The 20642-nt window shown below is 64.2% G+C and carries 18 protein-coding genes and 1 other RNA gene; 4 read left to right on the top strand and 15 right to left on the bottom strand.

What is annotated here, in order from left to right; genetic code table 11:
* Positions 1-5 precede the first annotated feature (5 nt).
* The 14 genes from ftsW to RHIZ70P_RS04055 form a co-directional block, all read right to left on the bottom strand.
* Entirely contained in the window at positions 6-1160 is a 1155-nt protein-coding gene (ftsW, locus tag RHIZ70P_RS04120; protein ID WP_115669128.1) for a putative lipid II flippase FtsW, read from the bottom strand.
* 1 nt (position 1161) lies between these two features.
* Complete coding sequence (gene murD, locus RHIZ70P_RS04115; protein ID WP_115669127.1) at positions 1162-2571, bottom strand: UDP-N-acetylmuramoyl-L-alanine--D-glutamate ligase; 1410 nt, start codon at positions 2569-2571, stop codon at positions 1162-1164.
* 7 nt (positions 2572-2578) lie between these two features.
* Complete coding sequence (gene mraY / locus RHIZ70P_RS04110; RefSeq protein WP_115669126.1) at positions 2579-3679, bottom strand: phospho-N-acetylmuramoyl-pentapeptide-transferase; 1101 nt, start codon at positions 3677-3679, stop codon at positions 2579-2581.
* Positions 3680-3703: 24 nt separating this feature from the next.
* On the bottom strand, positions 3704-5137 hold the full coding sequence (locus tag RHIZ70P_RS04105; protein ID WP_115669125.1) for a UDP-N-acetylmuramoylalanyl-D-glutamyl-2,6-diaminopimelate--D-alanyl-D-alanine ligase: 1434 nt from the start codon (positions 5135-5137) through the stop codon (positions 3704-3706).
* On the bottom strand, positions 5134-6594 hold the full coding sequence (locus tag RHIZ70P_RS04100) for a UDP-N-acetylmuramoyl-L-alanyl-D-glutamate--2,6-diaminopimelate ligase (RefSeq protein ID WP_115669124.1): 1461 nt from the start codon (positions 6592-6594) through the stop codon (positions 5134-5136). Before RHIZ70P_RS04100 ends, RHIZ70P_RS04105 begins: the two co-directional genes overlap by 4 nt.
* A 62-nt stretch (positions 6595-6656) precedes the next feature.
* A complete protein-coding gene (locus tag RHIZ70P_RS04095) occupies positions 6657-8411 on the bottom strand; it encodes a peptidoglycan D,D-transpeptidase FtsI family protein (protein ID WP_115669123.1) in 1755 nt (584 codons plus the stop codon).
* The gene (gene ftsL / locus RHIZ70P_RS04090) at positions 8411-8785 is read right to left on the bottom strand and encodes a cell division protein FtsL (protein WP_115669122.1); all 375 of its coding nucleotides are present in this window, start codon (positions 8783-8785) and stop codon (positions 8411-8413) included. Before ftsL ends, RHIZ70P_RS04095 begins: the two co-directional genes overlap by 1 nt.
* A 3-nt stretch (positions 8786-8788) precedes the next feature.
* Positions 8789-9814: a 16S rRNA (cytosine(1402)-N(4))-methyltransferase RsmH gene (gene rsmH, locus RHIZ70P_RS04085; RefSeq protein ID WP_115669121.1), complete on the bottom strand. Its 1026-nt coding sequence runs from the start codon at positions 9812-9814 to the stop codon at positions 8789-8791.
* A 14-nt stretch (positions 9815-9828) separates the two neighbouring features.
* Entirely contained in the window at positions 9829-10269 is a 441-nt protein-coding gene (mraZ, locus tag RHIZ70P_RS04080; RefSeq protein ID WP_115669120.1) for a division/cell wall cluster transcriptional repressor MraZ, read from the bottom strand.
* A gap of 418 nt (positions 10270-10687) precedes the next feature.
* Positions 10688-11086: RNase P RNA component class A (gene rnpB, locus RHIZ70P_RS04075), an RNA gene on the bottom strand.
* Between the two features lie 82 nt (positions 11087-11168).
* Positions 11169-12356 carry an FAD-dependent oxidoreductase gene (locus RHIZ70P_RS04070; RefSeq protein WP_115669119.1) on the bottom strand — a complete coding sequence of 396 codons (1188 nt, stop codon included), beginning with the start codon at positions 12354-12356 and terminating at the stop codon, positions 11169-11171.
* A gap of 188 nt (positions 12357-12544) precedes the next feature.
* A complete protein-coding gene (locus RHIZ70P_RS04065; protein WP_115669118.1) occupies positions 12545-13066 on the bottom strand; it encodes a lytic transglycosylase domain-containing protein in 522 nt (173 codons plus the stop codon).
* A 265-nt stretch (positions 13067-13331) separates the two neighbouring features.
* Positions 13332-14093 carry an N-acetylmuramoyl-L-alanine amidase gene (locus tag RHIZ70P_RS04060; protein ID WP_115669117.1) on the bottom strand — a complete coding sequence of 254 codons (762 nt, stop codon included), beginning with the start codon at positions 14091-14093 and terminating at the stop codon, positions 13332-13334.
* Positions 14090-14827 carry a J domain-containing protein gene (locus tag RHIZ70P_RS04055; protein ID WP_115669116.1) on the bottom strand — a complete coding sequence of 246 codons (738 nt, stop codon included), beginning with the start codon at positions 14825-14827 and terminating at the stop codon, positions 14090-14092. The genes RHIZ70P_RS04060 and RHIZ70P_RS04055 overlap by 4 nt, the downstream gene beginning before the upstream one ends.
* Before the next feature lie 236 nt (positions 14828-15063).
* On the opposite strand from RHIZ70P_RS04055, the gene RHIZ70P_RS04050 reads away from it, so the two are divergent.
* The 4 genes from RHIZ70P_RS04050 (at position 15064) to RHIZ70P_RS04035 (ending at position 18993) form a co-directional block, all read left to right on the top strand.
* On the top strand, positions 15064-15939 hold the full coding sequence (locus RHIZ70P_RS04050; RefSeq protein WP_115669115.1) for a DMT family transporter: 876 nt from the start codon (positions 15064-15066) through the stop codon (positions 15937-15939).
* 93 nt (positions 15940-16032) lie between these two features.
* Complete coding sequence (locus RHIZ70P_RS04045) at positions 16033-17247, top strand: pyrophosphate--fructose-6-phosphate 1-phosphotransferase (protein ID WP_115669114.1); 1215 nt, start codon at positions 16033-16035, stop codon at positions 17245-17247.
* Positions 17248-17295: 48 nt separating this feature from the next.
* Positions 17296-17931: a LysE family translocator gene (locus RHIZ70P_RS04040; RefSeq protein ID WP_115669113.1), complete on the top strand. Its 636-nt coding sequence runs from the start codon at positions 17296-17298 to the stop codon at positions 17929-17931.
* Positions 17932-18036: 105 nt separating this feature from the next.
* A complete protein-coding gene (locus tag RHIZ70P_RS04035; protein ID WP_115669501.1) occupies positions 18037-18993 on the top strand; it encodes a lytic transglycosylase domain-containing protein in 957 nt (318 codons plus the stop codon).
* Between the two features lie 108 nt (positions 18994-19101).
* Here the strand turns inward: RHIZ70P_RS04035 and RHIZ70P_RS04030 are convergent, their stop codons facing one another.
* Positions 19102-20475 carry a serine hydrolase domain-containing protein gene (locus RHIZ70P_RS04030; protein WP_115669112.1) on the bottom strand — a complete coding sequence of 458 codons (1374 nt, stop codon included), beginning with the start codon at positions 20473-20475 and terminating at the stop codon, positions 19102-19104.
* Positions 20476-20642 lie beyond the last annotated feature (167 nt).

Raw genomic sequence — 20642 nt, 5'->3', positions numbered from 1 at the left:
ACGACTTACTCCGCCGGAACGCCGTGAACGGCGCGAAACAGGCTGCGCTCCTGGGCGCGCTTTTCCGGCCGCCGTCGCGTCAGGGCCAGGATGAAGCCGGCCGTGACGCAGATCGCCACCATCGACGAGCCGCCATAGGAGATGAGCGGCAGCGTCATGCCCTTGGCCGGCAGCAGCTCGAGATTGACGCCGATATTGATCATCGACTGCGTGCCGATCAGCAGCACCAGACCGGCGACGGCGAAACGGTTGAAGTCATTGCGCTCCTTGAAGGCGTGGCTAAGGCCGCGGATGACGAGGAAGGCGAAGATCGAAACGAGGACCATACAGAAGAAGATGCCGAATTCTTCCGCCGCGACCGAAAAGATGAAGTCGGTGTGGCTGTCCGGGATGATTCGCTTGACGATCCCCTCGCCCGGCCCCTGGCCGAACCAGTCGCCGCGGATGATCGCCTGGCGGGCGGTATCCACCTGGAAAGTGTCGCCCTCACCGGTCAGGAAGCGGTCGATACGACCGGCGACGTGGGGTAGCGTCAGATAGGCGCCGAACACACCGGCAACGCCGATGCCGCCGAGCAGCGTGATCCACAGCCACGGCATGCCGGCCATGAAGAACATGCCGCCCCAGACGGCCGAGATCAGGATGGTCTGACCAAGGTCGGGCTGGGCGACGAGCAGCGCTCCGACAATGCCGAACAGGATGATGGCGAACAGGTTGCCGGGGATTTCCGGCTGGCGTGCGTGTTCGGCAAACAGCCAGGCGCAGATGACGACAAAGGCCGGCTTCATGAATTCGGACGGCTGGATCGAGATGCCGGCAAGGGTGATCCAGCGCCGCGCGCCCTTGACCTCGATGCCGAAGAACAGCGCCGCCACCATCATCAGCAGCGACATAGCCAGGATAACCATGGCCGTGCGGCGCACCTGGCGCGGGGTGAGAAAGGAAAGCCCGATCATCACGCCGAGCGCCGGCAGCATGAAGGCGGCATGTCGCTTGACGAAGTGGAAACTGTCGAGATTGAGGCGTTCGGCGACCGCCGGTGACGCCGCGAAGGAGAGCATGAACCCGATCCCCATCAAGAGGATGAAGGTGATCATGAACAGGCGGTCGATTGTCCAGAACCAGTCGGCGACCGGACCTCTCTCAACGCGGCTTACCATGTCAATTGCCTCCCTTGGGCACGTCGACCAGCATCGTCACTCCGTCGAGGGCCGCGACGTGGCCGACGAAGGCATCACCTCTAACTTCGAAGTTCTTGTACTGGTCGAAGCTTGCGCAAGCCGGGGATAACATCACGGCAACCGGGTTATTTTCCATGGCCGCATCGGCCGCCGCATGGGCGACAGCCTTTTCCAGTGTCCCGGAGATTTCGTAAGGCACGGCATTGCCGAGCGTCGAGGCGAAGGCGGACGCCGCCTCGCCGATCAGATAGGCCTTGGCGATCCGCGGGAAGAGCGGCGACAGGCTGGAGATCCCGCCCTCCTTCGGCAGGCCGCCGGCGATCCAATAGATCCTATCATAGCTCGACAGCGCCGGGGCCGCCGCTTCCGCGTTGGTTGCTTTCGAATCATTGACGAAGACGACCCGGCCACGCTGTCCGACCGGCTGCATGCGATGCTTCAGGCCGGCAAAGGATTTAAGTCCCGCCCTCACCTCGTCGGGCGACACGCCGACGGCGAGGCAGGCGGCGATGGCGGCTGCCGCATTCTGCGCATTGTGCGCGCCGCGCAGCGTCTGGATGCCGTTCAAGTCGGCGATCACGGCGGTGGCGCCGCCATGCGCCTCGATGATGCGATGCCCCTCATTGTAGAGGCCGTCGGCCAGCGGCTGGCGCTTGGAAATGCGCACGACCCTCGTGCCGGCCCGCTCGACGCGGTCGGCGATCCGTTCCGAGTAGCTGTCGTCCACGCCGACGATCGCGGTGCCGCTCCCAGCGACCAGGCGTTCCTTGATATCGGCATAATGCTGGATGGTGCCGTGACGATCGAGATGATCGGGCGTCACATTGAGCAGGATGCCGGCAGTCGGGTTGAGCGTCGGGGCCAGATCGATCTGGTAGGACGAGCACTCGACGACGAAGAAGCGCCCGGCCTTCGGCGGATCGAGAGTGAGTACGGCGCGGCCGATATTGCCGCCGAGCTGGGTGTCGCGCCCCGAAGACTGGATAATATGGGCGATCAGTGCCGTCGTGGTCGACTTTCCGTTGGTGCCGGTGATGGCGATGAACGGGCAGTCCGGCGCATGCGCCCGGCGCTCGCGCACGAAAATCTCGACGTCGCCGATCACCTCCACACCTTCCGCCCGGGCAAGGTCGACCGACCAGTGGGGCTTGGGATGGGTGAGCGGCACGCCGGGCGACAGGACCAGCGTGGAGACGGCCTTCCAGTCGATGCCGCGCAGGTTTTCGGTCGGGATGCCTTCGGCCTTGGCCTTGGCGACGCTGTCCGGATTGTCGTCCCAGCAGGCGACGTCAGCACCGCCGGCCACCAGCGACTTCGCCGTGGCCAGGCCCGAGCCGCCGAGGCCAAACAGCGCTACCCTTTTGCCCTTGAACGTGGTGGCCGGGATCATTGCGCCCTCACCTCAGCTTCAGCGTCGAAAGGCCGAGCATGGCGAGGCCGACGGCAATGATCCAGAAGCGGATCACCACCTGGCTCTCGGTCCAGCCGAGCTTTTCGAAATGGTGGTGGATCGGCGCCATCAGAAAGACGCGCTTGCCGGTCAGCTTGAAATAGCCGACCTGGATGATGACCGACAGCGTTTCGGCGACGAACAACCCGCCGATGATCGCCATGACGATCTCGTGCTTGGTTGCGACCGCGACCGAACCGATCAGGCCGCCGAGCGCCAGCGAACCGGTATCGCCCATGAAGATCGCCGCCGGCGGGGCGTTGAACCACAGGAAGCCGAGGCCAGCCCCGATGACGGCGCCGAGCACGACGGCAAGCTCGCCGGTGCCGGGAACGAAATTGATCTGCAGGTAGTTGGAGAACACCGCATTGCCGGTGAGGTAGGCGATGATGCCGAAGGAGGCGGCCGCAATCATCACCGGCACGATGGCCAGACCGTCGAGGCCGTCCGTCAGGTTGACCGCATTGCCCGCCGAAACGATGACGAAGCCGCCGAAAACGATGAAAAACAGGCCGAGATCGATGCTGAAGTCCTTGAGGAAGGGAAAGGCGATCGAGGAACCGAAGGTCGAGCCCTGCGGTCCGGAGCTGAGCGCCGTCGTCATCATGAAGTAGACGGCGATACCGGCAATGACGAATTCGATACCGAGGCGCGCCTTGCCGGAAAAGCCCTTGTCCGTCTGCTTCGTCACCTTGAGATAGTCGTCATAGAAGCCTATGGCGCCAAAGCCGAGCGTGACCAGCAGGGTGGAGACGACGTAGACGCTGGAAAGATCGGCCCACAAAAGCGAGGAGACGACGATGCCGGCGAGGATCATCAGCCCGCCCATGGTCGGCGTCCCGGCCTTCTTGAAATGGGTCTGCGGTCCGTCGGCGCGGATCGGCTGGCCCTTGCCCTGACGGACGCGCAGCGAGGCGATCATCGTCGGGCCAAAGAGGAAGACGACGAGGGCGGAGGTCAGGAGCGCGGCTCCCGTGCGGAACGTGATGTAACGGAACAGGTTGAAGAATTGAAAATTGTCCGACAGTTCCACAAGCCAGATCAGCATTGGAGCCCTTTCCAAAAGCCCGGATTAAATTTGGCGCCCCGTGTCGGGGAATGCCGGATACTTGTCAAGGAGAGCGGAGACGATCTTGCCGAAACCGAGGCCGAGCGAGGATTTGACCATGACCACGTCGCCGGGAGCGACGGCGCCGGTCACGAAGGAAACGAGTTCATCCGTGGTCGCGCGATATTCGATGTCGACGCTCTCGGGCAAGGCGTCGCGCAGCGCGGCCATTTCCGAACCGGCAAGCCAGACATGCTCGATGCCGGCCGCCAGCAGCGGGCTCGCCAGCTCGGCGTGAACCGCAGGCGAGAAAGCCCCCATCTCCAGCATGTCGCCGAGGACCGCGATCCGCCGCCCCTCGCCTTCCGGCTGGGCTGCCGCCAGCACGGCGATCGCCGCGCGCATCGAGGCCGGGTTGGCATTGTAGCTCTCGTCAATCAGCGTGAAGCTCGCATTGCCGATCGACAGGCGATGGCGCGCGCCGCGGCCCTTTACGGCGGAAAGCTGCGCCAGTGCCTCGATTGCGGCGTCGATGTCGGCGCCGACCAGCAAGACCGTTCCGAGCACCGCCATGGCGTTCTCCGCGATGTGCTGCCCCGGCGCGCCGATGACGACCTCGCGGGTTTCTCCACCATGATTGAACCAGACGGTCGAAAGCTCGGCCGCGCCGTCGAACTCGGCCAGTTGGAACTCCGCCTTGGCATGCTGGCCGAAGCTGTGAACATTGTCGATGCCGGCCGCCTGCGCAGCCTGTTCGAGAAAGTCGAACTGGCTGTTGTCGCGATTGAGGATGACATCGCCGCCCGGCACGACGCCTTCGAAGATCTCCGCCTTCGCCGCGGCGATCTCCTCGATGTCCTTGAAATTGCCGAGATGGGCGGGGGCGATCGTGGTGATGATGGCCACGTCGGGGCGGACCATGCGCGACAGCGGGCCGATTTCGCCCGCATGGTTCATGCCGATCTCGAACACGCCGTAGCGGGTGTCCACCGGCATGCGGGCAAGGGTCAGCGGCACGCCCCAGTGATTGTTGAACGATGCGACGGCGGCATGCACCTTGCCGGAGGGAGCGAGCGCCAGCCGCAGCATTTCCTTGGTGGTCGTCTTGCCGACCGAGCCGGTGACCGCGATGATCGTTGCCGAGCTCCGGTCACGGGCCGCCTGCGCCAGCTTCTGCAGGGCGCCCAGCACGTCGTCGACAACGATCATCGGCACCGTCAGGCGGCCGAGGGCGGGAAGCTTGGATTCGGCAACGACAAGAAGCGAAGCGCCGTTGGCGATCGCGAGACTGGCAAAGTCATGGCCGTCCACCCGATCGCCCTTGATGGCGAAGAAGGCTTCACCCGGCGCGATCGTCCGGCTGTCGATGGATATGCCGGTGATCCCCGCGGGCAGCGACCCGAACGGGCGCCCCGCCATGGCCTCGATCATTTCCTGCGCCGTCCAAAGAAAGGTCAATGGTCAAACTCCTCCAGTGCTTTGCGCAATTCCGCATGATCCGAGAACGGCAGCGTGACATCGCCGACGGTCTGGCCCTCCTCATGCCCCTTGCCGGCGACGATCAGCGTGTCCCCCGCCGACAACATGGCAACCGCGGCGCGGATCGCCTGCGCCCGGTCACCGATCTCGATCGCCTTGGGTGCGGCCGCCATGATCTCCGAGCGGATGACCGCCGGGACCTCGGAGCGCGGATTGTCGTCGGTGACGATGACGATGTCGGCAAGCCGGCAGGCGATCTCGCCCATGATCGGCCGCTTGCCCTTGTCGCGGTCGCCACCGCAGCCGAAGACGGTGATCACACGGCCGGTGGTGAAGGGACGGACCGACGCCAGCACGTTCTCCAGCGCATCCGGCTTGTGGGCGTAATCGACATAGGCGAGCGCCCCGGCCTTCGTCTGTCCGACCAGTTCGAGACGGCCGGATGCGCCTTTCAGCTTTTCCAGCGCCTTCATCGCCACGGCCGCATCGACGCCGGTAGCAATGGCAAGACCGGCTGCGACCAGCGCATTGGCGACCTGGAAATCGCCAGCGAGCGGGATGTGCACCTCGAAGATCGCGTCACCGAAATGCACTTCGGCAACCTGCTTGTGGCGGAAGTGCTCGACCCGCTTCAAAGCCAGGAACTGGCCGTTGCGACCGACCGTCAACACCTTGTGACCGGCCGCGGTCGCCACCCGGATCGCCTCGGCCGACCACGGATCATCGGCGAAGATCACCGCCGGCGCCCCCTTGGGCAGCAGCGTGTCGAACAGCCGCATCTTGGCGGCCATGTAGTCCTCGACCGTCGGGTGATAGTCCATGTGGTCGCGGCCGAGATTGGTGAAGGCGGCCGCGGCGAGCCTGACGCCGTCAAGGCGGCTCTGGTCGAGGCCGTGGCTGGAGGCTTCCATCGCCGCATGGGTGACGCCCTCGTCGGCGAGTTCGGCAAGCAGCCTGTGCAGCCCGATCGGATCCGGCGTGGTCAGCGAGCCGTAGTCGTTGCGGCTCGGCGAGATGACGCCGGTCGTGCCGATCTGCGCGGCGAGATGACCGGCTTCGGCCCAGATCTGCCGCGTGAACGAGGCAACGGATGTCTTGCCGGCCGTGCCGGTGACGGCCACCATGGTGGGTGGCTGGCGACCGAAAAAGGCGGCCGCCGCAACCGCCAGGAACCGGCGCGGGTTTTCGACGATGACAACAGGAACGGAGGAATCGACGGCATGGCCGGCGACGATGGCGACGGCACCACGCGCAACGGCATCGGCGACATAGGCGGTCCCATCGGCCTTGGTGCCGGACAGCGCGACGAAGAGCGTGCCCTTCTCGACCCTGCGGCTATCGGCGGAGAGCCCGGAAATCTCGATGGCGCCGGCGGCAGCACCGGCCTTCTCCACCTGTTCCTGAAACTCCGCGCCCGCCAGATCCCGCAACAACATCGATCATTCATCCACTGCTGGGAGGCGTTTCTGATAGAATCGCCGCCTGATTTGAAATTGGCTCAATAAGAGACGAGCAAGGCCGAACCGTCTTCCCCGTATTTGGGTTCTACACCGAGAATTGCGGCGCTTCTGCGGATAATCTCGCCCGCCATCGGCGCGGCCGAGGTACCGGCCAGCGCCGCGCCATTGCCCTTGTCGGTCTTCGGTTCGTCGATGAAGGTCAGCACCACATATTTCGGGTCATCGATGGGGAAAGCGGCAAGAAAGGCATTGAAGTTCTTGTCGCCGACATAGCGGCCGTTGACCACCTTGTCGGCCGTACCGGTCTTGCCGCCGACATTGAAGCCTTCGACGCGCGCATTGCGGCCCGACCCCTTGACGCCATTGGTTTCGAACAGGAAGCGCATGTCCTTGCTGGTCGACGGCTGGATGACCTGTGTGGAGAATTGCTCGGCTTGTTCGCGCGTGCGCGGCAGGAAGGTCGGCTCGATCAGCCTGCCACCATTGACCATGGCCACGCCGGCAACGGCCGTCTGGAAAGGCGTGGTCGAGACGCCGTGGCCGAAGGAAATGGTGATCGAGTTGATCTTCTTCCATTCCCGCGGCTGAGACGGCATGGCGACTTCCGGGAGTTCGGTGCGGACCTTGGACAGCAGGCCGAGGCGGGTGAGGAATTCCTTGTGGCCCTCCGTCCCCACCAGGTCGGCGACCTTGGCGGTGCCGATGTTCGACGAGTATTGGAAGACCTCCGGGATCGTCAGGATCCTGTGCTTGCCGTGGAAATCCTTGATGGTGAAACCGCCGATGCGGATCGGATAGCGGGCATCGACGCTGTCGTTGATCGAGATCTTGCCCGAATCGAGCCCCATGGCGATGGTGAAGGTCTTGAAGGTCGATCCCATCTCGAACGTGCCGTTCGTCATGCGGTTGAGCCAGCCTTCCTGGGCGCTGGCGGCCGGATTGTTCGGGTCGAAGTCCGGCAGCGATCCCATGCCGAGGACCTCGCCGGTATTCGCGTCGATGACTATGGCGCCGGCGCCCAGCGCCTTGAACTTGTCGATCGCGTTGACCAGCACGTCACGCACGATGTTCTGCACGCGTAGGTCGATCGACAACCTGACCGGCTCGAGCGGCGCATTGCTCGTCATGCCGAGGTCGCGCAGGTCGGCGAGCCCCTGGTTGTCGATGTACTTCTCCATGCCCGCCATGCCGCGATTGTCGATGTTGACATAGCCGACGATGTGCGAGGCGGTCGAACCGCCGGGGTAGAAGCGGCGCTTCTCCGGCCGAAAGCCGATGCCCGGAATGCCGAGCGCGAGAATCTGGCTCTGCTGCTTGGGGGTCAACTGGCGGCGCAGCCACTGGAAATGCGAGTTGGGGTTGGAGAGCTTCTTGTAGGTGCCCTTGATATCGATGTCGGTGAGGACCGTGGCCAGTTTCTCAACCGCCTCGTCCGGATCGACGATCTTGTGCGGCTCGGCAAACAGCGAGACGGTGCGGATGTCGGTCGCCAGGACCTCGCCATTGCGGTCGAGAATGTCGGGACGCGACGCCATAAGCCGGTCGGCCGGAAGGATGCTCGACGTCACTTCTGGCTGGGCATAGCCATATTGCACGAGGCGTCCACCGATCACGCCATAGGCGACGACGAAACCGGCGATCATCAGGCCGACGCGCTTGCGGGCAAGTTCGGTCTTGCGCTTTCCAGTACCCTTGAACGCGGCCCCATTCATCGTCGGCCCACCGCCGCGCTGCACGTCGGTCGAGAAATGCGCCTGGCTCTTCAGCAGCATGATTCGCGAGAGGAATGTCATCAGGGCTTCACCGATCCGGTTGTGATGAGATCCTTGACGGGATCCTGGCTCTTCGTGCCTTCGGCCACCTCGGGCTTGGGCAGTTGATCCTTCGGCATGGGAAGTTCTACGGGCCGCGCCAACTGGTCCGGCGCCGTGGACTGGAGCTCCAGTTCCGCGCCATAGACGTTGATCAGCCGCTGCAGCCGGTTGGGCTGGGTCAGGAGCGCCCAGTCGGCCTTAAGCAGGTCGATCGTATCCTTCTCGAGCTTGATCTCGGCCTCCAGCCGCCGGACCTCCTCGAGCTTGTTATCGGCGAGATGCTTGATCTGGTAGGTCACGGCGGCGGCGGCCGCCATCGCGCCGATCAGTAGGAGATCGAATGTCCTAATCATCGGTCATACTCCCAGCTTTTCGAGGCTTGCCAGATCGGGCAGGTCGAAGATCGCCATGTCCGGGCGTTCGGCGGGCGCGGCCGTGCGCAACCCCGCCCGCAGCTTGGCCGAACGGGCCCGCGGATTGATCTCCGCCTCGGCCTCGCTGGCCGCCACCATCGGCTTGCCGATCGGCTCGAAGGTTGCCGCCCGCTCATGCACCATCGGCAGGTGCCGCGAGCCGGAGGCCTTGCCCGAGCGTTCGGAGAAGAACTTCTTGACGATCCGGTCTTCCAGCGAGTGGAAGGTGACGACCACCAGCCGCCCACCAGGCTTCAGCACCTGCTCGGCGGCAAACAGCGCCTGGGCAAGCTCGCCGAGCTCGTCATTGACGAAGACCCGCAGCGCCTGGAAGACGCGGGTCGCCGGATGGATCTTGTCCTTCGCCTTGCGCGGCGTGACGATCTCGATCAGCCCGGCGAGGTCGCGTGTGGTGCGGAACGGTTCCTTGAGGCGCTGTTTCTCGATGGCGCGGGCAATGCGCCCCGCCTGCTTCTCCTCGCCGAGGAAGCCGAAGATGCGAATGAGGTCGCCGACCTTGGCGCGATTGACGACGTCGGCGGCGGAAACGCCGGCGCCCGACATGCGCATGTCGAGCGGGCCGTTCCGCTGGAACGAGAAGCCGCGCTCGGCCTCGTCGATCTGCATCGACGAGACACCGATATCGAGCACGACGCCGTCAAGACCGCCTTGCGGCGCATAGTCCGCCAGATGAGAGAATTGCGTGTGATGGAGCTTGAGACGACCGCCATGCGCGGCGACGAGCGCCTGCCCCGCGGCGATCGCCGTCGGGTCGCGATCGAGTGCTATGACGTCGGCGCCAGCCTCGAGAATCGCAGCGGTATAGCCGCCGGCACCGAAGGTGCCGTCAAGAATGACCTTGCCCGGCCCCGCCTCGAGCGCGGCCAGAACCTCGCCGAGGAGGACCGGAATGTGGCGAACCGGTCCGCCACCGGCATCAGAAGAACCTCCGCCTGGATTCGCCGCCATTCCGTTTCCCCGTCTTATGAAGCATGCAGCCCTCGCAGCCTGCGCGCTTCCCTCGCCGCCACCTGCGCCTCGTGGAACGCCTGCGGTTGCCAAAGCTGAAAATGATCCGAGCGCCCGACGAAGCAAACCTCCGCCGTGATGCCGGTGAAGTCGCGGATGAAATCCGTGACCATGAGACGCCCCTCGGCATCGAGCTTCATGAAGACCCCGCCACCATGCACCAGCAGCGACATCTCGTTGCCTTCCCGCGAGAAGGGGTCCCCCGCCGAAATCTGCCGCTCGTAGCGCTCCAGCAGGTCCGGACCACCGATACTGATGGCCGGAAAGACGAAATCCTGGATGCAGTACAGCTCCTGGATATCGCGTTGCGCGAGCACGGCACGAAATACCGCCGGCACGGAAACCCGCCCCTTCGCATCGATCCTGTTTATCGCGCTGGACAGGAAGCGGTTCATGACTGCCGACCGCACCCCCTTCTTGCAGAGAATGGCCAGGCCACCCTTGCGAACTCGACACCACCCGCACCGCCGATCCGCCAAACCGAACCGCAGGCCACCCGTCGTAACTGGCGGCCGACCCGTTTCCGATTGCGATTTCCGGGACCTTGATCGACCCCTCAACGGTACGATTATGGGATAACATGGGACTATATGGGCGTCAATGGGACTGAGGACTTCACGACCCTGAACGGGATCAAATATTGATAAGCGGTTAAGCTTAACGAATGGTTAGAAATGCCCGTCGGACCAATGCTTTATCACGCTCGACCTTGACCGAAGCTGGTCAGGGTTGAGACGAAATTGTGAAGCTTTTTCAGCGCATTGGATTCCCCGGCTGATTCTGCGAAGAATTCGCGACGAAAACGGGGGGAAAATTGCCAGTTGGCCTGTAAGCCGGGTTCTGTATGGCTCCGGTTTCCCGGAACGTGGCAGCCATTCATCTGGGACAGCGTTTGCACGCTGCCTCACGCAACCCACCCGGATGACTGGCCCGGAAACAGGCTGTGGCCACGCTTGCGCGTGACCCGCGTCATCCCTATTCGGTCTTGCTCCCGGTGGGGTTTACCGTGCCGTCCCTGTTGCCAGCGACGCGGTGGGCTCTTACCCCACCCTTTCACCCTTACCTCGCGAGCGAGGCGGTTTGCTTTCTGTGGCACTTTCCCTGAGGTCGCCCCCGCCGGACGTTATCCGGCACCGTGTTTCCGTGGAGCCCGGACTTTCCTCACCCTACCGCCTTTCGGCATTGGTAAAGCGCGGCTGCCCGGCCAACTGGCACCGCGTCCTTAACCGAGCGGCCGGGCGATTGCCACCAAAAACAGGTCCCGGCGGCGCGCATGGCCGCAGATGGTGAACAATCAGCGGAAAGAGGGTCGAAAAACATCGCCATAGGCGGCCTCGTCCAGACCGCCGCCGATCAGCAGTTCCGCGCCGAGCCGGCCGATTTCGTCCGAACTCTTGGCGGCCGCTCCGCAGCCGCCGGTCAGCACGGCGACCCGGTCGCTGGCATAGCCAATCGCCGGGTAGTTGTTCGGGGTGAAAGTCGTGACGCATGCGCCCATGCTGAGGGGCGCCGCGGAAAGGCCCGGAATGAGACGGTCAATGATTCGCTTGAGATGGTCGCGCGTGCTCTCCCGTCCGCCGCTCCTGAACCAGGCTCGGATCTCCGGCTCGGTTGCAAGCGCCAGATCGTCCGGATCGCCGCCGATCTTCAGATAGGTCTTGCCGTCCGGGTAGCGCACCGGCGGCAGGAGATAGATGTGGTCATGCGGATCGTCGGGCTGATGAATGAGCGACGGCATGCCGGCATAGCGGGAAAGCTCGTCATCCGGGATCTCGAAGAAGGCGACGGTGCGAGCATAAACCGACAGATCAACCGGCTTGGGCAAGAGATTCTCCGCAATGGAGAATCCGCCGGCCGCGACCAGAACCTTTTCGCCGCGGATCTCCTGCCCGTCCGCCGTCGTGACCACGACCCCGTCGTCGGTCTCGCGCGTGGCGACGACCGTTGCGGAAATGAGTGTCGCGCCCGCGCGCCGCGCCAGCACCGACTGCGCCTCGACCAGACGACGCGGATTGACGTAGCCGGCCCCGACCGCCTCGAACACGCCCTCGCAGCCCGTACCGAAGTCAAAGTATGGAAAGCCTTCCCTCAGGGTGGCTGCATCGAGAATGCGCGCCTGAGCGCCGACCTGCTCGGCGGCACGGCAGATGTCGGCGACATAGGGATCGGTGCCGCCGCGCCTCGGCCCGACCATCAGGCAACCGGCTTCTTGGAAGAAATCGATGCCGCTGTCTTTGGCAATCGCGCCGTAACGGGCGATCGATCGCTTCGCCAGCAGCGCCCAGACCGGATCGGTGTCGATCGTCCTGGTAATGCGGGCCTCGTCGTAATGGCTGGCGAACACACCTTCGTGCCGGGCGGCGTCCTTAGGCTCATCGGGGCCGATCAGGGCCACCCCGTCCACGCGCCCGGCAAGATGGCGGGCGGCGGCCGAGCCCAGCATGCCGCGGCCGATGATGATGAATTTGAACCTGTCGGTCATGTCGCAATCCCTGTCGAAACATCGCGACAAGCTTCTTGCCGATCATGACCTTGTCGGCAAGAGCCGAATCTTTGAGGGCGTTTGCATATCGCAGGGCCTGCCGCGAGACCGGATCGGCGGGCGCCCCTCGGGCAGGAGTGAAGGCAGCGCGACCGCTCGTCGCGCCGCCAGGGGGGATTACGATGGGATTACGACGCCAACAGGGCCTGCACCTTGCCGCAATAGCGCTTGGAGACCGGGTTCATCCGCTTGGCGCCATGGCCGGCATTGTACTTCAGAATGGTCGAGCAGGTCTGGCCATTGCCCAGGTCATGCGCCATCGACAGATACTTCATGCCGTAGCGGATGTTGGTTTCGGGGTCGTACAGCCCCTTGGAAGAGCCCGAATAGCCCATCATCCGGGCCGTGGCCGGCTTGATCTGCATGAGACCGATCTCGCCGGCGCTGCCGCGCGCCTTGGGATTGAAATTGCTTTCGACCCTGACCACCGCGTGGGCGAGTGCCACCGGAACGCCGTAGGTCTTGGCGTATTTGGAGATCAGGCTCGTATAGGGGCTTTTGGAGAAGGAAGGCGCCGGATAGCCGGCCTCCCGCTCCACCGTCTTGATCGAAGCCTTGAAGCTACGCTCGTCATCGCCGGCGAAGGCCGTCATAGACGAGGACAAAAGAATACCGAGGCATGCCGCAGCAGCAACAATTCGCTTCATCATGTAAAAGTCAGTCTCCGAACCAGAAAGGTGGGCGAACGTCCGCTCAGGACGCAATCTTCCTCGTTCGCCCAACCGTCCGGTCAGGCGCCGCCCATGCTCTCATCGTTGATATTCGCAAACACGGTCCGCAAAATCTGGGTGCCCGTGCCGCCGTTCAGTTCGTTCTTTAGAGCGGCGAAATAGGGAATTCGTGTGGCGATGCAACAAATTAGCGTTTCGCGCGTTTGGCCGGCCGGCCAAAAGGCGCTCGCTCGCGGCCCAAATTTCAGGCGTAGCGCGGCAGCGTCGCGAGCAGCCGATGCAGTGTCTCGATGGTCGACATATCGGCGATCCCGTCCACCCGTTCGGGGCGGAAATGGCGCTGGAACGCAGCCACGACGCCTTCGGTCTTGTCGGAATATTCTCCGGTAATATCAATGTCGTAACCATAAAGCGACAACATCGACTGCAAGGCTTCGACGGGTTGCCCATGGTCGCCGTTCTGGAAAAACCGTCCGCCCTGCACCGGCACCGGCTCGACGAAGTGGCCGACGCCCGCCGCATGAAGTCGTCCCCAGGGGAAATTTTCGCCCGGATCGACCTTGCGAACCGGCGCCACATCGGAGTGGGCCAACACGCGTTCCGGGGCGATTCCAAGCCTTTCGCCGCAATCACGACACAATTCGATGACCGCTTCGACCTGCCGATCAGGGTATCCCGGGAGCCCGGCCGGATGCCCGGCATTGGCGATCTCGATGCCGATCGAGCGTGAATTGATGTCGGTCTCACCCGCCCAGAAGCTTTTGCCCGCATGCCAGGCACGCCGTTGCTCCGGCACCATCTGAACGATCCGTCCGTCCTCATGCACGAAGTAGTGGCTGGAAACCTGGCTTTCGGGATTGCGCAGCCAGGCGAGAGCCGCCTCATGCTCCGGCATGCCGGTATAGTGCAGGATGATCATGTCGGGGCGATCGCCGCCTACCCGTTCGCCGCAATTGGGCGACGGCATGACGGTTGCGCCGGCGAAATCGGCGGTGAACGGCGTCATGCGGCGCGGCGCTCTTTCTCGATTGCCGAATAGGCGGCGTTGAGCTTGGCCATGCGATGATGCGCCACGGCGTGGAACTCCGATGGAACGCCGCGGGCATGCAGCCGGTCGGGATGGTGCTCCGCGGCCAGCGCCCGGTAACGCTTGCGGATGGTGGCGAAATCGTCAGACCGCTGAACGCCGAGCACGCCATAGGGATCGCCGTCGAGGTGCACGTGCCGCTCGGTGATCGTCTGGAAGCGCTCCTCGGTTATCCCGAAGATTTCAGCGATGCGCGCCAGGAAATCCATTTCCTTCTCGTGCAGCAAGCCATCGGCCTTGGCGATGTGGAACAGCGCGTCGACAATGTCCTCGAGCACGGGGCAGAAGTTTTCGCATGTCCGGCAGAGCTTCGCGAGTTTCTCGGCATAGGCTTCGTAGCCGGCAACATCCTGGCGCGCCAGGTTGTAAAGCCGGGCGACGTTCTTGGCTTCCTCCTCGGGGAAATCGAAGATGCTGCGGAAGGCATCGACCTCGGCGACGGTGACAATTCCGTCGGCCTTCGCCATCTTGGCGGACAAGGCGATGATCGCAACGGAGAAGGACACACGACGGCGGGTTTCGGGATCGCCCTCGAAAACCGTGCGGACCGCCTCGACCATGCCCGACAGGACGCTGCCCGCCGCATCGCCGATAGCGCCCAGCAGACGATCCCACAACGACGCGATCTGTTCGCAGGCGAAATCGATAATCATCAGCGAGGTTGACCAAATATCACCGGAAAAAGCAAGCCGGACAGGCCCTGCCGGACATTAAACTTTATTCACGTTCGATTGCGAAACGCTGAATCGCGACCATGTATCGCTCCCCTTCGGCCAGGCCGGCGGCCATCGGATCCCTTTGGCACGACCGCCGGTCCATCTCGCGGATTGATTGGACTATTCGTCTGTCTCATGCGACCACCGCCGCATTTCCTCCCAGCGGAGCCCGCATGAAATCGGCAATCCCCTCTCCCGCGCTCGGCCTCGTCCTCGGCGCGATCGGCGTCACCATCTTCGGGCTCACCCTGCCGATGACCCGCATCGCCCTCGACGGCTTCTCGCCGCTGTTCATCACCTTCGGCCGTGCGGTGATCGCCTCGGCGGCAGCGGGCACGGCGCTTCTGGTGCTCGGCAAGCGCTGGCCGCGCGGCGCCTTCCCGGCCCTGTTCCTCGCCGGCATCTGCCTGGTCTTCGGCTTTCCGATCTTCTCCTCGATCGCCATGCAGAGCCTGCCGGCCGCCCATGGCGGCGTCGTGCTCGGGCTGCTGCCGCTGCTCACCTCGATCTTCGCCGTGATCGTCGACGGCGAACGGCCGAGCCCGCTGTTCTGGCTGTGCGGCGTGGCCGGTGCGGCCCTCGTCGTCGCCTTCTCCGCCCGCCAGAGCTTTTTCCATCTCGAGGTCGGCGATCTGTGGCTGCTCGCCTCCGCGATCTCGGCCTCGCTCGGCTACGTGCTCTCCGCCCGGCTGGCACGCCGGCTCTCGGGCTGGGAGGTCATTTCCTGGGCGCTCGTCGTCATGCTGCCGCTCTCGTTGATCGGGGCGGCTCTGACCTATTCGAGCGGTGTCACGGCGCCGGGCCATGCCGCGATCGGCGCCCTCCTCTACCACGGCCTGCTGTCGATGTTCGGCGGCTTCATCTTCTGGAACGCGGGGCTGGCGATCGGCGGCATTTCGCGCGTCGCGCAGATCCAACTGATGCAGACTTTCGTCACGCTGCTGTTTTCCACGATCCTGCTCGGCGAGCACATCGGCATTGAAACGATTATATTCGCGATCGCCGTCGCCTTCGTCGTCTGGCTCGGCCGAAAGGCCCGTATTTCCTGAACTTTTCCCTTTACAAGGCCATCCGCTCGTCGCATCCATTCGCCCGGAAACCCGCAAGACAACGGCACCGGATGTGGCGCCGAAGGAGGATCGATGGCCAAACAGAAAGTTGCAATGCTGACCGCCGGCGGCCTGGCGCCCTGCCTCTCATCCGCCGTCGGCGGATTGATCGAGCGCTACACGGACATCGCCCCGGAGATCGACATGATCGCCTACCGGTCGGGCTATCAGGGCGTGCTGTTGGGAGACAGCATCCAGATCACCAAGGACATGCGCGAGAAGGCCCATGTTTTGCATCGCTACGGCGGCTCGCCGATCGGCAATAGCCGCGTCAAGCTCACCAATGCGGCCGACTGTGCGAAGCGGGGCCTGACCAAGGAAGGCGAAAACCCGCTCAGGGTCGCCGCCGAACGCCTGGCCGAGGACGGCGTCACCATCCTCCACACCATCGGCGGCGACGACACCAACACCACCGCCGCCGATCTTGCCGCCTATCTCGGCGCCAACGGCTATAATCTGACCGTCGTCGGCCTGCCGAAGACCGTCGACAACGACGTCGTGCCGATCAGGCAGTCGCTCGGTGCCTGGACGGCGGCCGAGGTCGGCGCCCGCTTCTTCGACCACGTCTCGAACGAGCAGAGCGCCGCGCCCCGCACGCTGGTCATCCATGAAGTCATGGGCCGCCATTGCGGATGGCTGACCGCCGCGACGGCGCGCGCCTACATCAACCGGACGCGCAACAACGAGTATGTCGAAGGCTTGATGATGAACACCGAGCTCAAGAATATCGACGGCCTCTACCTGCCGGAAACCCATTTCGATCTCGATTCCGAGGCGGAGCGCCTGAAGGAGATCATGGACAAGAGCGGCTATGTCACCCTGTTCGTCTCGGAAGGCGCCTGCCTCGATGAGATCGTCGCGGACCGCGAGGCGGCCGGCGAGGAAGTCAAGCGCGACGCCTTCGGCCACGTGAAGATCGACACGATCAATGTCGGCAACTGGTTCCAGAAGCACTTCGCCAAGCTGCTGAAGGCCGACCGTTCCATGGTGCAGAAGTCGGGCTATTATGCACGCTCGGCGCCGGCCAATTATGAAGACCTGCGGCTCATCCAGAGCATGGTCGACCTCGCCGTCGAAAGCGGCCTGAACAAGATCTCCGGCGTCACCGGTCATGACGAGGACCAGGACGGCCGCCTGCGGGTCATCGAATTCCCCCGCATCAAGGGCGGCAAGGCGTTTGATCTGAACACCCCGTGGTTCCACGAGGTGATGGACTATATGGGCCAGAAATTCCACCCGGCCAATTGACGGCACGGGCGAAAGCTGGCTTGCTCTTCGGGTGGAGGAGTAGCATCGATGTCACTTGAAACCTGGCTGGCTTTCGCCGCCGTCTCGGCGGCCTTCCTGGCATCGCCCAATCGGGTGACGTTTGCCGTCATGTCCCAGGCCCGCGCCCGCGGGCCGAGGTCGATCCTCGCCACGCTTCCCGCGCTGGCTGTGGCCGTACTGTTCGTTTCGAGTCTGACGCTGCTCGCCCTTGCCGGGCTGCTCAATACCGTGCCGGAGATCCTCGACCCCGTGCGCTGGCTCGGACCCGGTTTTCTCCTGCTCGTTCTTATCCGCCTGTGGCGCCCGCATCACGGACGTGCGACGCTCGCGGACAACGACAACCTTCCCGAAAAAAAGCCGCTGCGAATCATGCGCCACGCCTTTGTCGTCGTCGCGCTTGATCGCTGGAACTATGTCTTCGCCGCCGTCTTGCTGACGCAATTCCTGCGCTCCGGCACATCATTGCCGCAGGAGGCGGCAATGCTTGTCGGCATCTTCCTCGCGCTCGCCCTTGTCACCTGGATCGCCGAGGCGCTCGGCGCGCAGGCCATTCATCGCCATATGCGACGGCGCATCCCGCGGCGCGTGACGAGCCGCCGTCACGACCCGGTTCTGATCGCCTCGGCCTCGGTGACGGCCGGCTATCGCAAGCTCGCCGCCTGAATCCAAGGTCAGCTTGCCGCAATTTAGCCCATCCATTATGACAACGGAATACAAATGGAGGGCGCTCGCTTTGCTTGCTCCTCGGGGATTGATTGGGAAGTCGGCATGATCGCAAAGAGAGACCACGGATTGCACCTCGGCCTCGCAGTGGCTCTGCTTGCGGGTCTGGCCGGTTGCACCAGCAGCATGGAAGAAGCCGCCAAGCAGGAACTGAAGGCCAATCCGGTCGCCGGCAGCGCGGCCAGCCAGGCCCAGACGGCGTCCGCCGAAGCGGCGAGCACACTGCCGGCGCCCGTTGATCCCAATGCAGTGGCCGAGCCGGCGCCCATCATTCCCGGCACTGCCACCCCTGCGCCGATCCCGACCTTCAAGGCCGTCGCACTGACAAATTCCGCGGCAACCCCTGCGGCTCAGGCCATGGCGGCGGGGCAGGAGAATATCGCCATCCAGACCGCAGCCATGCCGTCGTCCCCGAATACGGTGACCACGCTGCCCCTGTCGACGGACACAGCCGATCCCGCCGTCTTGCCGCCCGAAGTGACCGCGCAGCAGACGATCGTGCCGGTCGCCAAGCCCGCCGGTGGTGCCCTCGCCTATGCGTCACCGTCCGCCGCGACATCGCTCGCCGCACTGGATTCGCAATTCGACGTCACGCCGCCGGGTCCAGCCCCTCTAATGGAAGCGACCAAGCCGGCCACCTCAGGTCCGACGGTGATCAATGCGCTGATCAAGAAATATGCCGCGATCTACCAGATGCCCGAATCGCTGATCCACCGCGTCGTCAACCGCGAGAGCACCTACAAGCCCACCGCCTACAACAACGGCCACTACGGCCTGATGCAGATCAAATATGCGACTGCCAAATCGATGGGCTACGATGGCCCGGCCTCCGGCCTGTTCGACGCCGAAACCAATCTGAAATACGCGATCAAGTACCTGAAGGGTGCCTGGCTGGTCGCCGACAAGAGCCCCGATGGCGCGGTGCGGCACTATTCGCGCGGTTTCTACTACGACGCCAAGCGCAAGGGCATGCTCCACGTGCTCCAGCCGGACTTCATGTAAGCGCCATGCCACCGGTCCCGGCCGGTGCGCGCCTTTGATACCTCCCGCTGACGCCGGATGGTTCCTCGTCGCGCGATCGATCCATGCGCGGGTGCTGCCCACCGCCGATCATCTTGTCGTATCCGAAACCGCCTTCACCAGATTCTGCGGCCTGTAGCCGAGCCGAGACGGGGTGAGGCCCAGGCGAACGACGACCAGCCGCTGCGATGGGATGACGGCGACCACCTGCCCGTCATGCCCCTGCAGCCAGAAGGTCTCGGGCGTCAGGCCGAAGCTTTCGTCTGGTTCGTCGCCCGGACCGACCTGCCAGGCCTGGATCTCGGTATAGCGCCCGCCGGATGCGGCCGTCGGCCGTTGCATCGCCGCGACAAACCCCTCCGGCAGCAGGCGTTTCCCATTCCACACGCCGTCATCGACGAGCAACTGGCCGAATCGCGCCCAGTCGCGGGCCGTGGCATAGAGATAGGAACTGCCGACAAAGGTGCCCGAGGCGTCGGCCTCCAGCACGGCACTGGTCATGCCGAGCGGATCGAACAGGGCTTGGCGCGGATAGGCGAGCGCCTGCGCCGGATCGGCAAACCGGCTCATCCAGATGCGGGCAAGCAGCACGCTGGTGCCCGAGGCATAGCCGAATCGCTGGCCCGTGCCGGCGAGCACCGGCTTCGCCAGGCTGAAGCCCGCCATGTCCGGTTCGAGATAGAGCATGCGGGTGACATCGGCGACGTCACCGTAGTCCTCGTTGAATTCGAGCCCGCTCTCCATCGCCAGAAGGTCGCGCAGCCGGATCGACGCATGGGGCTCGTCGCTCCATTCGGGCAAAAGCCGGGTATCGTCGAGAGCGAGGCGTCCCTCCTCGACCAGCCGGGCGAGGATCGCCGCATTGACGGTCTTCGCCATCGACCAGCCGAGCAAGGGGGTCGTGGGGGAAAAGCCCGGACCATAAGTCTCGCCGACGATCCGCCCGTCCTTGACGACAACGACGGCGCGCATGCCGGGACCGACAAGGGCCGGGTCGGACAGAAGCGGAGCAATGCGCGGGTCGGCCGGCAGGGTCTTCTCCCCTTCGGGCCAGGTGGCAGCGGCATCCGTCACGGCAGGTGAACCGGCCGCCGGCGCGGAGAAGGCGAGTGCCGCCTCGACGTTACCGTCCGGCACGCTGGCGCAGCCGAGCCCTTCGCGGTAGACCGCGGTTCCCCTGGCGAATGCGCCCAGCATGCGCGCCGTGACCACTCCGCTCTTTGTGTCGACATCGACGCCGACCAGCCTGAGCAGCGGGTGGCCCGGCGCCTGCACGTCGAGCGCCAGCACCGCCTCGGGATCACGCCCGGCGAGGAAGACATTGGAACAGACGATCTTCGCCGCATAGCCCGTGCCCACCCGAAGCAGCTCGGGTGGTGCGACCGACAGCCAGACCATGACGCCCGCCACCAGCATGAAGACCGCAAGAGCGGCTCCCCTCAATATGCTCCCGAACAGTCGCATGCGCGTCTCCTCCGCCTGTCTTGGGCCATGGAAGCATGGAACTGCCGAAGCACGAAAGCCGGAAAAGCCACCTGCGCACCGCTTGCGCACGCCTTTCTTGGCGAAGCGAGAGCGGTCGGCCTTGGCCAACAGGCCACGTCATTAAACTGTAGCAGTGCCCGGCTAAA

This window comes from Paenirhizobium selenitireducens ATCC BAA-1503, from assembly GCF_900492185.1.
Classification (GTDB): Bacteria; Pseudomonadota; Alphaproteobacteria; order Rhizobiales; family Rhizobiaceae; genus Allorhizobium; species Allorhizobium selenitireducens_A.
The sequence above is the reverse complement of the archived record's forward strand: the minus strand, read 5'-3'. Positions and strand labels throughout refer to the sequence as shown.